The following is an 11799-nucleotide window of genomic DNA, read 5'->3' as shown; positions in this document are numbered from 1 at the left end:
TTTTCTGTACGTACAATGATCCGATCAGTATTTGGCGCATATTTAATGGCATTTGTCAAATAATTGATCAAAACCTGTTCGATACGAACTTCATCACCTAAAAAGAGCTCTTCTATTCGATCACCTTCCCTCTCAATAGTAACGGTATTATTTTCATGGGTTTGATAAATAATATCAATAGCATTGGTTAGTAAGTTTTCAAAATCAAAATTCTTTTTTGTAATCTTCAATTTCCCGTTTTCAATTTTTGAGATGTCCAACAAATCTGTAATAAGTCCGCTAAGTTTGGTGACCTGGCTTTGTACCCTATTGATATATTTGACTGCTGTGACGTCTTTAGCAGTATTAATTGTTCGCTCCAATAGCTGGGCATATGCCTTAATACTTGTTAATGGGGTTTTCAATTCATGACTGGCTATACTTAAAAACTCATCCTTTTTCTTTTCCATCTGTTTTTGATCATCAATATCCGTAAAAGTACCGACCCACTTAACCTGATTATTTTTTTCTTTAATGGGAATGATTCGTAATAAATGAAATCTGAACAGCTCTGCTTTTAATTCTTTAATACGTACTTCAAGTTCGATTGGTGTTTCAGTAATTAAGGCTTCTGCCCAAGATACATGTATATCCGGATCATCAGCATGCGTTGCAGGAAATTTATTTGATGTTGCATAGGATAGCCATTTGCTGTTCACAAATTCTATTTCACCATCTCCATTTGCCGTAAAAGCCAGCTGTGGCAGAGACTCTAATGTTGAATGTAAATTTTCAACTTGTTCTTTTAACTCCTGCTGCGCTTTTTTCGCTCCTCAATTTCCAATCGAAGTATCTGCTGCATATCATTCAAAGCTACTGTCTGCTCATATAAACGAGAAAATGTTTTCACTTTCAGCATTAAAATATCTGGATCAATAGGCTTGGTAACATAATCTATACCACCTGATGCATAACCTTTAGTAATAAACTTTTTATCCTTATTGACAGCAGATAAAAAAATAATCGGAACATCCTTAGTTTTATTAAAACCAGATAACGTTTCTGCAACTTCAAAACCATCAATTCCCGGCATCTGAACATCCAAGATAATCAATGCATAATTATTCTTTAAAACCTTTTTTAGTGCCTCTTCTCCAGATAGCGCAGTATCAACTGAAAAATTTTGAGATTCGAGTAATTTCTTAAGTGAATAAATATTCGCTTCTTGATCGTCAACAATTAAAATCATAGCAGTTTAGTTCAATTCGTCTGTAAACAACAATCGTGTAAACACAGGTATTCGAATGATAAAGTTTAAAAATAGTATTTTATTTTTTAATAATGACACCTAGACACAAAGCAAACTATATTGGTCCAAAAATATTACTTTGCAAAAAGCGATATTTTCCAATTATGAACAATAAAAAGGAATTATTTAAACGATAATTCTATGAGTTACTGACAAATAAAGAGACAACCTCGGAGATAACAGTAATTTATACCTGTTTATAAGAATAAATGCCTGTTTACATCATCGGATTCGATTCGAATTTGAACTTAACAGCGTTTACCCTGTTCTTAATATAAGAAGAATGTACAGAAATATTCCATATCATTCAATAATTCTTGTGGATTTAATTTATACTAAAAAATGAAAATAGCTATTATTGGAACTTACCCACCTAGCAGTGCGGAATTGCAACGTTTTCACATGATCTATATCACTCCCTGCCACGATCTTTAGCGAATGATCATCACATATTTGCGGTATCTGATGGTTCTGAATATGTATTTCCTGAAGAAGTAACTTATATTATTGAGAAAGAAAATTTAGAAAGTTATATTCAGGCAGCCCATGTCATCAACACTGCATTTGATGCCTGTATCATCCAACACGAGTACGGAATATTTGGCGGAGAAACAGGGAGCTACATTATTGACTTACTTCAACACTTAAATGTACCCGTTCTTACCAACTTACATACCGTGCTGGAACATCCCCATCATAATGAATACCGTATACTCCGTGCACTAGCGCAGTATAGCAGTAAAATCACCGTTATGACGAGTCGTGCCATCAATATGCTAGAGACAATATATCAAATTGACCGTAATCAGGTAAGTCTAATACCACATGGTGTTCCAAACTTCGATTGCGACCAAGATATGGCGAAGAGAAAATTAGGATTTCAAAATAAAAAAGTCATGCTCAGTTTCGGCTTTGTAGGTAAAAGCAAAGGTTTTGAAACAGCTATTCAGGCAGTTTCTCAAATTGAGAATGACGATTTCGTTTATATTATATTAGGTTCCACACATCCAAATGTTTTAAAGCATGAAGGTGACTCGTACAGACATGATTTGATGGACATGGTGATGGCTCTGAATATTGGTCATAAAGTACAATTCGTCAATCAATTTGCATCTGAAAAACTATTAAAGGAATATTTGACCGCTTGCGATATTTATGTTACTCCCTATCCAAATGAAAACCAGATCAGCAGTGGAACACTGTCGTTTGCCCTGGGTGCTGGAGCGGCCTGCATTTCGACGCCATACTGGTATGCTAAAGATCTCCTGGCGGATGATCGTGGATTATTCTTTCCCTTTAATGATGCACATGCACTTTCGTCAGTTGTCAATGATCTTTTAGATCAACCAGATAAATTGCAATATTACAGAAACAATGCTTCAATCTATGGAAAACAAATGTCATGGTCAAATGTAGGGAAAAGACAATTTCAGTTACTGAATGAGCTCTGTACAGCGTCCAAATCATCGACCATTTGCTTCAATGATACGGTTCAACAAAACAATATTACGAACATATTTCACAGCAACAAAAGGCTATCTTCATAATAAAACTACTGTAAGAATTTATAGATATGAAAAAGAAAAATCTTAAAACTACAGCAAAAATACCCAAAGATAAATCGAATGATTCATCTCAGAACAAAGTGAAAAGCAATACCGGTACACCACCAAAAAAAGACACGAATCCGCTTCCGCCAAATCCAAATGAAGTGGACAATCACGACACGTAGTGCCATGACTATCATGGCACTACATTCCAATTATTGAGCTCAAAAATTTATTCTTTACCTTCAAACTTTTTGTACAGATCATAATCAAATGGAATACGCATCGTCAGATCTTTAGCTTCCCAAATATCGCCTTTTGACGGCTGATAAAAATCATACGCGGGCTTAAGAAAATTATCTCCATCAGGTGCTTCCTGCCAATCTTTCTTATCTCTATTATATAACAAAATCATACAGCTTACACAATTGTAATTGCCATCTGTATTTGGGTTATCGTAACACTTACCAACTTTTATATTGATCTTTTGATTAATAATAACGTCCGTTAATCGGCCATCAGTATGGCGGATCAACGCAGCCTGTGCATCTTCATGATCAGGTCTAATTTTAGCTTCAACAAGACGATCAAAATTTGCTTTTTTAATCTTTTCAATTTCACTTGCAACAACTTCAGGTGCCACACGGCTCGTATCTAACGAGTAAATATCATCAGGAGAAACTACCGCAGCTACCTCAGTTTGAATATTACCGTCTGTTGGATTATTTGCTAATATTCTTTTATTTTCTTCATAATTTTCCCAATCAGCTTTTGAATAGGTTACATATTGCTGTGCCTTATAGAGCAATGTTTCATTTGGCGCGATATATATAAAATTACTAGCAATAAGCAATACGATTAATACAGCTACTGTTCCTAAAAGAATCATTTTGGTTTTCTTACTTTTCATTTAAATTTATCTTATGTTTTAATTATTTATATTACTGAGGTTTTTACACCTGCAATCGTAGTCTTATCCAATTGATTACAAACAGACCAATAAAACAGATCAGGATATAAAGCTGAATTTTATTTACTTTTCTTGTTCCAAATTTCCAAACACAGATTCTGTCAATCACAATGATGAGCAAAACAGGAATCAGTCCAAAAAAAATGTACATCGCGGCTAACTTATCTGGAGCAGAAACCCCCGTAGCTAATACAATCGCAATTAAAATTCCGATCAAAATCGATAATGCACTTAACGTAAAAAAGATCGTTATTTTATTTTTAAAAAAATCTTTCATTTTTCAATAGCTTTAATAAACAGATTTTCGCAACGTTATTATGATACATAATATGGCTTAAAAAAAGGTGTTTATTATTTTTTTTAGTTATTCCATTTTCATTGACACCATATTCTATACCTTCTGATACAAGTGTTACGCGACCATTTTCAAAGCGACTTGGATAAGAAAAACGAGGGGGGCTAATTATTTTTGATCAATCCATAATTCCCCATTTAGCGGTATTGTTACCATTACCTATAGGAATCAAAACTTGAAACATGATCAAGCCATTCTTGCCCATCATAAATAAATCATCATATTTTACCGGAACAATAATTCGACCAGTGGCATTGATGTAGCCCTTCTTATCATTTTTACTGACTTTTATCAATCCAAATTTGTATCCATCGAATCGGCCGCATTATTCCCAAAATAGATATCATCAAATTGAGGCTTTACAATTTCAACACCCTCGCTATTGACTATACCATAATTATTGAGGGAGTCACTCACGACGAAAAAATCATTTTCCATCCTAATGCGCATCGTTACACTGCTGTAAATAGGCTGTATAATAACTTTCCCACTCTTATCAATAAGACCCAGACCCAAACTATTTCCATCTTTATCCAACTTACTGAATGTGGCATAAAGATCTTCTCCAAATGAAGAATAAGCATCATAATTGGGATCGCTGTTTTCCCATGCATTATCCTGCACATTATAATGTCCTGGCAATTGCACTATTTTAGATTTTGACCTGTCCTGCTTTTGTATCGTCTTATTGGTACAGGCAGATAAAATCGTAAAGAAAAATAATAATAAATAGTTCATTTATATAATTTGAAAATGACACCATTAGCAATCTCGATGATGTTCAATTGTTACTATTACAAAAATACCTTAAACATCGACAATATTGTGATGGGTTTACAATTCGCTTAAGTGATCTTACAATCCGTGTTCAATTATTTTTAAACGAAAAAACTAGTATATGATTTAGCTATGAAAATATTAATACTGAAAAGTACACTTCATACTCTTGCTAAAAATTACTAATGACAACTGGCAGAATAACCATTAGTATTAAACAGCAAAGCGTTAGGATATGATCTTTACCATTATTTCCGAAAAAATAGATAACAAGTGCCAAAACGAGGATAGGACTAAAAATATAAATCTTATGAATGTAATATTGATTTTCTTTACTTAGATTTTGTTGAATAAACTCGTCTCTATTTAAAAGATTTGGATAATTAATTTTTACAAAATCGTAAATCTGCTCTAGATGAATTGTTGTTAGCGCTCTAGGTCGTATCAATAGATCATCTATTGCAATGGTCATATCTTTTCTTTTGAAAGAGATAGCGCTAATTTTTACTGCAGCATACTTCTTCAAATAACTTCTAGGATCTAGTGCATAGCCTTTATAATCTGCATCATTCTCCGTTGATAAACAACGGAGCTCTTTGCTATCCAAATAGAAAATTTCAAAACTATCAAGTGCCTTATAATCTTGATAACACGATTTTATGAAAAATAAAAAAGTTAGAAAAATCGAAGAAAGGACGATCTGTAAAAATTCAATATCCTGCCATTCACTCAACAGATATATAGCAACAAAGGACAAGCCAATAAAGTAGAGAAAATAGTTGAACTTGACGAAGCTATGAACAAGATATAGTACAGTCACTAAAGCAAGTCCGGAAAGTCCACTTTTCCAATCTATTATAATGCCAATGACTCCAAAAAGAGAAAATATAATGACAAAAATTAATGCCATGGCACTATTATTCTTTCCAAACTTCTTTTTCGAAATACTGATAGAATTATTTTTTTTATTCATTATCAATTGATTTCAAAATATAATCAATGTATATTACCAAAGCATGAAAGCCAGAATTTGATTTTTTTTCACACATCACATTAAATTAAAGCGCATTAGCCTCAATTAAAAAGAAATGGATTCCATGTAAACATTGATCTCTCTAGGACAAAGAGAAAGATTACATGGTCCATGAAGGTTTACATTATTTATGGGTCTTTTTACTATTTTTCTCATTCTCCGTAGCAGTTTGTTCAACTGGCAATGTCATGATAAGAGGTGTCACAACCTGCTTAAGATCTTCATCATCTGCCTTCTTCAATACTTTTCCTTTATAACGATATGACTTTTCAATCTCAGTGCAGCTACTAAAGAAGATAGTTGAATCGGAAAAAACTAATTCTTCTCGGTGCTTCATAACCCTATCCACAAGATTCTGTTTAAGAAACTGACTTAAGATACGATCATCCTGATACACATTATCTTCATAATAGGCATCATTATCCGTGTCATCCTGACGCATATATTGGTTAGTAGGCTTGTCCAGACGATAGGTAGAAAGATCCCTTTCAAAAGTACCATAATGCTTATTAACAAGCATAAAATCGCGTGATTTAAACGATGTAAGATATTCATTTTTCATCATTACGATATCATTCCATTCATGATCACTTTCCTGTTTCTTATAACCGTCTTCCCCTCCATAATTAGAAAGCTGGATCACCAATTGATTATCTTCATTTTTATATAACGCTCCGGAAAAATCTTCATATTCCCGTCGGGCTTTATTGTGTACGAGCACAAAATTATTAAAGCCTTTATCGTTCTTATAATTCCATGAAGCTAGAGAATCGTCCTCACTATTTTCTGCGGCATATAAACTAATACTTCTCGGAAAAGTATTTTTTTCAAAGACAAAAGGGCTACTAAAGCAGTTCGCATCATCATTAAAGACCTGCTGCACACTGTCTTTATCAAACTTCACATAGGTATTTCCATCTTCAAAACCTACAAAAGCCATTTTCGTTCCCGCACCTAGAGAAGGATCTTGGTGAGCATAGATCTCAAATAGATCTTGCTTATCCGTATAAAAAAGTAAGTAATCCTTTTCAAAACCATAATGCCCAAAAACTGCTGTAGCATAGCCATAAAGCATAAAAGTACCATCTTCAAAAAGACAGATACCGTCATTGCCCCCATATCGCCCACTGATTTCTTTATATCTTTCTTGATTTTCTCCTTGAGGAAGATAACTCTTCCGTTGTGCCGATACAGAAATTGCCATCACCAAAACACATACCATTAAAGATGTCTTTATCATCATTTATATTTAATAATTGAAAAGTAATTCAACTGCCAGATATCTTTACCGTAGATCGGAAAGAAAATAACATTGTTAACAACAAACTTATCATTAATATTAATCTTATCGAAATAGTATGATAAAAATATCCATACACCTCCTATGCATGAAAATCAAAATAATAGATTAAAATCCTGATAATCAAACAACAATATGATTAAGATACCCCTGGATCAGCGGGTTTAGCCGGAATTTCTTCCACCACGCGCTCGCGCTCCTTTTCTTCTACATAAACCGCATAGTCAGCAGGTTTAATCGGTATACCGTTTGCAATGGCATTTTCACGTGTGTAGACAGCACCAAAATACAAGATGGCAGCAGTATAGTATACCCATAATAATACTAATACAAGTGCACCTGCAGCACCATAGGTTGACTCAGTTCCGGAAGATTCCAAATATAATCCAATGGCATACCGACCGATAATAAATAATAAGGCTGTAAAAAGAGCTCCCGTGCGTACAGTCTTCCACTCGATCTTGACATCAGGCAATGTTCTGAATATGATTCCGAATAAAATAAATATAATTCCAAAGCTTAATGCAAAATTAACTGCATTCATAAAGAAAACTGTTATATCAGGGAAATACACCTGCAATCGATCTGTAAAAGCTAGAATGATACCATTGACAACCAATGTGACCATTAATAAAAATCCAAGTCCAACAACCAAAGAGGAAGATAGCAATCGATCCGTAATCAACTTGAGCCAGCCTCGTTTTGGTTTTGCCCGAACATGCCATATCCTATTAATGGAATTTTGAATATCTCCAAATACAGTCGTAGCTCCAATTACCAAGGTAATGATACTAGCAATCAATGCAAAATTTGATTTACCTGATAGTTTCAGATTGCTGATCACTTCCTGAATTTGTCTCGCGGCGCTTGGACCAACCAAACCTCTCATTTCTGAAAACACTTTCCCTTGAATCGCATCCTCTCCAAAAAAGATCCCTGCAAGGGAAATCATAAGCACGAGAATCGGACCGATTGAAAATATAGTGTAATACGAAAGTGAGGCACTGTATTTAAGACAATCTTCATTCATAAATCCCGATACTGTCGATTTAAATATGTTTAGGTATTTACTTATAAATCCTTTTTTTTTATTTTCCATAGTCCTGATCACTTTGTTAACCGCCTAGAAATCATTTTTTATCATTTATCTATAACACAATGTCCCTGTAACATTAAATTTGTGGCACAGGAGCATTGTTATAAATTAAACCTTCATTTTTTAATTCCTCCCAAAGTTGAGGGGGAATTATGGTATTCAAAGCCTCAACATTGGAAACCACTTGATCTGTAGTACTTGCGCCAGGTATAATGGAAACGAAATCCTCATTTGCAAGCACAAATTGAAGGGCAATGGGGATAATTCCTACACCATGAGAAGCACCTATCTGTGCGATACGCTCACGTTTTTCAATCATGCCCTTTGGTATAAAAGATTTGTAATTATATCGGTTTCTCCCAGCAATAAATCCTGAATTATATCCAGCACCAGAAACGAGCTTTACTCCACTTTTTTGCACAGCGGGTAGAAGGCGGTCGACAGCATCCTCATGTTCTAATATTGAATATTGAGTGGCAGACAGACAGATATCAGGGTCCGCTACTGCAAGACAGTCCAAAATAGGTTCAATTTTATTGACACCAAGTCCCCAGCCTTTTATTATACCTTGGTCACGGTAGTCGGATAATACTTTAAATGCGCCATCTGCTGCTTGTTTGAAGTAATAGTCATAGCGGTCACCGACCTGATCTTCGGACAGATCATGTACAAATACAATATCCAGATGATCAACGCCCATCCGCAGTAAGCTATCATCAATCGAACGCTTAGTTCCATCTGCGGTATAGTCATGTTCGAAATCAAATGGAAAGGGTGCCTTCCACATGGTAAGTGGAACAGCTTCGGGTATCACAGGATCAAATAATCGACCAATTTTTGAAGAGAGGATATAGTCAGACCGATCTTGATCTTTTAAAAATTCTCCAAATCGCGCTTCACTTTTTGTTAGGCCATACCAGGGAGACGTATCATAGTATCGAATACCTAGATCCCATGCCTTTTGCAATATATCATATGACTGCTTATCTGATAATACTTCAAAACCAGTTCCTATAGCCACGCCACCTAAACCCAAGCGATGTTTTTCATTAAATAAATTCTTCATATACAATTTTTATAGCCTGCTTTCTCTATAATAACCCAAAATCCATAAAAATGTTCCCTTTATGGAATCGGAAAATACCATTCTAAAAAACACAAACAGGAAAGTTGAAAACAAAAAAAGAAAGGCTTCCTAAGGTCTAAACCCAAGGAATGCCCTTCTTTTCACAAAATGGAAATTAATCCTGTTTAATTTTTATAAGTTGATAAAGTTCCCTTTAGTCTTTTTCTTGCAATATGGATACGAGTTTTAACCGTACCAATAGGAAGATTTAGATGCTCAGCAATTTCATTATATTTATATCCTTCGTACAACATAGTAAAAGGTATATAGAACCTTCATCCAGCTCTCCTAATGCTTTCTGAATATCTTCCATTACAAATTTATTCTCACCTCCGTTTCGTACGGAAGAATATTGCAAATGCGAAGTACTGATCTCTTCTTCTGTTGTAATAAAAGAACGACTTTTAGTTGTACGTCTATAATTATTAATAAAAGTATTGCGCATGATGGTATAAAGCCATGCTTTTAAATTAGATCCTTCTTGAAAATTACGGAAATAGCTTACCGCTTTTAACATGGTATCTTGCAAAAGATCATTGACCTCGTCATAATCATTTGTAAAACGCTTTGCAAAAACTTTGAGCTCATTTGTTTGCTCGATCACTTGGGTGTTAAATTCTGTCTTTGTCATAAAGGATAGTTTTTTATTGCTGTACTTGCGTACATCTTTGTTAACACTTAATCTAATTTTATCTAGCATGGATCATTTTAATATTCATGCATTGTTGATAACATTAAAGCAATCGCTGTGCTATATCCTTTAATATTTTTTCAAAAAAAAGAGTATTAATACTCCCTAAACCACAAGTTAAATCATCAACACTATTTTGAAACAATTATAAATGTGTATTCAACCATTGAATTTATACGTAAGGACGCGTATTTAACCCCAATGAAAGATCATAATTTTTCTCTGGAGTGGTTAAATTTCTTTATGGTATTGGTATTCAACAAATAAACCGTCTACTTCTCTATACAATTTACTAAAATTAATACATTAAAGCTTCCATAAATTTGAAAAATAAACGGTTAGCAGGAAGTCTTAGCGATTGACCGGAGTTAAAATTGAAATACACCCCAGTTTTTACTCTCCTCTACTTTCAATTTAAAATCATAATGCAATCGGCTGAGATGATGCCGCTGTACAACAAAGCGCAATTTTTTATCACGTTTAATCTTTAACTTACCTTTAGGCTCTTCTGTACTTTTAAAATTACGTTTCTCGTGATATTGCTTTCGTGTATCCATGTTTTTAGTTATTGATGTACATGAAACCCTCGAAGGGCTCTATCCTACCTGAATGAAAAACTAGGTGATGACAAACTGATTCCATTCAATCTTATAAACGCCTACGGGTATCCTTTTGTTAGTTTTGACCGGTAACCTTTTTTCAACTTCTAGCAATATAAAGTATAAACGCACACTCGTCAAAATATACGCGATTGAAAACTGCACATAACCTTAATCCCCTTAGCCATAGAGAAAAGTATAACAGATTTTATTAATGAATACTTATATTTACGGTAAATCAATCTATAAAAAAATGAACAAAATTTTTATGCCCTGCTGTATCATCAGTATGAGCCTAATGGGTTCTTTAAGCTTCGCCCAAACGAAATTCCAACCACAAGACACCGAGTTTTACACTCCGGTGCTCCGTACCGTAACAACAAGTGAAAACAAAGCACCTTCTGATGCAATCGTTCTTTTCGACGGCTCCAATCTTAACCAGTGGGTAAGTTCCAATAACGTCAAAGAGCCCGCTAGTTGGAAAGTACAAAATGGCATATTCACATCAACGCCAAAAACAGGAAATATCCAGACGAAAGAAAACTTTGAAGACTTCCAGCTCCATGTAGAATGGAAAGTCCAGAAGTAATTAAAGGCGAAGGACAAGGAAGAGGAAATAGCGGCATCTTTTTACAAGGGCAATATGAAGTTCAGGTCTTGGACAACAATAATAACCCGACCTATGTCAATGGACAGGCGGGATCGATCTATAAACAACAGCCACCTCTCGTTACTGCAGTCAAACCAGCGGGACAATGGCATACCTATGATATCCTGTATACAGCCCCACGCTTTAATGCAGATGGTGTATTAATCAAAAAAGGAATAGTAACCATTATACATAATGGAGTTGTCGTGCAGTATAATACGCAGATCGAGGGAACTACAGAATACATCGGATTACCAAAAACATTAGTTCACGGTCCAGGTCCGATCGTATTGCAAGACCATGGCGATCTTGTTGACTTTCGCAATATCTGGCTGAGACGTCTTTAATTAGTGAACCCTATAAAATAA

Annotated in this window: 15 protein-coding genes and 1 pseudogene; 4 read left to right on the top strand and 12 right to left on the bottom strand. The window is 34.7% G+C overall.

Annotation, left to right across the window (positions count from 1 at the left end):
• Together L950_RS36575 and L950_RS36570 are read right to left on the bottom strand one after the other, a co-directional pair.
• On the bottom strand, nucleotides 1–698 hold a 698-nt coding region (locus L950_RS36575; RefSeq protein WP_316930638.1), incomplete at its 3' end, for a sensor histidine kinase.
• A gap of 86 nt (nucleotides 699–784) precedes the next feature.
• A complete protein-coding gene (locus L950_RS36570; protein WP_084825449.1) occupies nucleotides 785–1228 on the bottom strand; it encodes a two-component system response regulator in 444 nt (147 codons plus the stop codon).
• A 737-nt stretch (nucleotides 1229–1965) separates the two neighbouring features.
• On the opposite strand from L950_RS36570, the gene L950_RS13765 reads away from it, so the two are divergent.
• A complete protein-coding gene (locus L950_RS13765; RefSeq protein WP_021189958.1) occupies nucleotides 1966–2835 on the top strand; it encodes a glycosyltransferase in 870 nt (289 codons plus the stop codon).
• Nucleotides 2836–2861: 26 nt separating this feature from the next.
• Nucleotides 2862–3020: a hypothetical protein gene (locus L950_RS28670; RefSeq protein ID WP_021189957.1), complete on the top strand. Its 159-nt coding sequence runs from the start codon at nucleotides 2862–2864 to the stop codon at nucleotides 3018–3020.
• Between the two features lie 47 nt (nucleotides 3021–3067).
• Here L950_RS28670 and L950_RS13760 read toward each other — a convergent pair whose 3' ends face one another.
• The 10 genes and pseudogenes from L950_RS13760 to L950_RS13720 form a co-directional block, all read right to left on the bottom strand.
• Nucleotides 3068–3745, bottom strand: coding sequence for a hypothetical protein (locus tag L950_RS13760; RefSeq protein WP_021189956.1), 678 nt, complete (start codon nucleotides 3743–3745; stop codon nucleotides 3068–3070).
• A gap of 43 nt (nucleotides 3746–3788) precedes the next feature.
• Complete coding sequence (locus tag L950_RS13755) at nucleotides 3789–4082, bottom strand: hypothetical protein (RefSeq protein ID WP_021189955.1); 294 nt, start codon at nucleotides 4080–4082, stop codon at nucleotides 3789–3791.
• A 196-nt stretch (nucleotides 4083–4278) separates the two neighbouring features.
• Nucleotides 4279–4455, bottom strand: coding sequence for a WG repeat-containing protein (locus L950_RS28665; RefSeq protein ID WP_021189954.1), 177 nt, complete (start codon nucleotides 4453–4455; stop codon nucleotides 4279–4281).
• Nucleotides 4452–4898 carry a WG repeat-containing protein gene (locus L950_RS13750; RefSeq protein ID WP_021189953.1) on the bottom strand — a complete coding sequence of 149 codons (447 nt, stop codon included), beginning with the start codon at nucleotides 4896–4898 and terminating at the stop codon, nucleotides 4452–4454. Before L950_RS13750 ends, L950_RS28665 begins: the two co-directional genes overlap by 4 nt.
• A 211-nt stretch (nucleotides 4899–5109) precedes the next feature.
• Nucleotides 5110–5910 carry a hypothetical protein gene (locus L950_RS13745; RefSeq protein ID WP_021189952.1) on the bottom strand — a complete coding sequence of 267 codons (801 nt, stop codon included), beginning with the start codon at nucleotides 5908–5910 and terminating at the stop codon, nucleotides 5110–5112.
• Between the two features lie 184 nt (nucleotides 5911–6094).
• Entirely contained in the window at nucleotides 6095–7213 is a 1119-nt protein-coding gene (locus L950_RS13740; RefSeq protein WP_021189951.1) for a hypothetical protein, read from the bottom strand.
• Between the two features lie 196 nt (nucleotides 7214–7409).
• Nucleotides 7410–8369 (bottom strand): YihY/virulence factor BrkB family protein, encoded by a 960-nt coding sequence (locus L950_RS13735; protein ID WP_021189950.1) that lies wholly within the window; start codon nucleotides 8367–8369, stop codon nucleotides 7410–7412.
• Between the two features lie 73 nt (nucleotides 8370–8442).
• Entirely contained in the window at nucleotides 8443–9432 is a 990-nt protein-coding gene (locus tag L950_RS13730; protein WP_021189949.1) for an aldo/keto reductase, read from the bottom strand.
• Between the two features lie 185 nt (nucleotides 9433–9617).
• Nucleotides 9618–10123 (bottom strand): annotated as a pseudogene (locus tag L950_RS36565) (RNA polymerase sigma factor).
• Between the two features lie 428 nt (nucleotides 10124–10551).
• Nucleotides 10552–10740, bottom strand: coding sequence for a hypothetical protein (locus L950_RS13720; RefSeq protein WP_021189948.1), 189 nt, complete (start codon nucleotides 10738–10740; stop codon nucleotides 10552–10554).
• Nucleotides 10741–10996: 256 nt separating this feature from the next.
• On the opposite strand from L950_RS13720, the gene L950_RS35450 reads away from it, so the two are divergent.
• Together L950_RS35450 and L950_RS35445 are read left to right on the top strand one after the other, a co-directional pair.
• On the top strand, nucleotides 10997–11371 hold the full coding sequence (locus tag L950_RS35450; RefSeq protein WP_262507089.1) for a DUF1080 domain-containing protein: 375 nt from the start codon (nucleotides 10997–10999) through the stop codon (nucleotides 11369–11371).
• Nucleotides 11353–11778 carry a DUF1080 domain-containing protein gene (locus tag L950_RS35445; RefSeq protein ID WP_262507088.1) on the top strand — a complete coding sequence of 142 codons (426 nt, stop codon included), beginning with the start codon at nucleotides 11353–11355 and terminating at the stop codon, nucleotides 11776–11778. The genes L950_RS35450 and L950_RS35445 overlap by 19 nt, the downstream gene beginning before the upstream one ends.
• Nucleotides 11779–11799 lie beyond the last annotated feature (21 nt).

It is taken from the genome of Sphingobacterium sp. IITKGP-BTPF85, assembly GCF_001006065.1.
GTDB classification, from domain to species: domain Bacteria; phylum Bacteroidota; class Bacteroidia; order Sphingobacteriales; family Sphingobacteriaceae; genus Sphingobacterium; species Sphingobacterium anhuiense.
Note: the sequence above shows the minus strand (reverse complement) of the source record. Positions and strands in the feature narration are given on the sequence as shown.

Coding starts and splice junctions, on each gene's coding strand:
- L950_RS36570 (WP_084825449.1), bottom strand. CDS start 1,228: ATGATTTTAATTGTTGACGATCAAGAAGCGAATATTTATTCACTTAAG.
- L950_RS13730 (WP_021189949.1), bottom strand. CDS start 9,432: ATGAAGAATTTATTTAATGAAAAACATCGCTTGGGTTTAGGTGGCGTG.
- L950_RS35450 (WP_262507089.1), top strand. CDS start 10,997: ATGAATACTTATATTTACGGTAAATCAATCTATAAAAAAATGAACAAA.
- L950_RS13750 (WP_021189953.1), bottom strand. CDS start 4,898: ATGAACTATTTATTATTATTTTTCTTTACGATTTTATCTGCCTGTACC.
- L950_RS13760 (WP_021189956.1), bottom strand. CDS start 3,745: ATGAAAAGTAAGAAAACCAAAATGATTCTTTTAGGAACAGTAGCTGTA.
- L950_RS13740 (WP_021189951.1), bottom strand. CDS start 7,213: ATGATGATAAAGACATCTTTAATGGTATGTGTTTTGGTGATGGCAATT.
- L950_RS13735 (WP_021189950.1), bottom strand. CDS start 8,369: ATGGAAAATAAAAAAAAAGGATTTATAAGTAAATACCTAAACATATTT.
- L950_RS35445 (WP_262507088.1), top strand. CDS start 11,353: ATGGAAAGTCCAGAAGTAATTAAAGGCGAAGGACAAGGAAGAGGAAAT.
- L950_RS13745 (WP_021189952.1), bottom strand. CDS start 5,910: ATGAATAAAAAAAATAATTCTATCAGTATTTCGAAAAAGAAGTTTGGA.
- L950_RS28670 (WP_021189957.1), top strand. CDS start 2,862: ATGAAAAAGAAAAATCTTAAAACTACAGCAAAAATACCCAAAGATAAA.
- L950_RS13720 (WP_021189948.1), bottom strand. CDS start 10,740: ATGGATACACGAAAGCAATATCACGAGAAACGTAATTTTAAAAGTACA.
- L950_RS13755 (WP_021189955.1), bottom strand. CDS start 4,082: ATGAAAGATTTTTTTAAAAATAAAATAACGATCTTTTTTACGTTAAGT.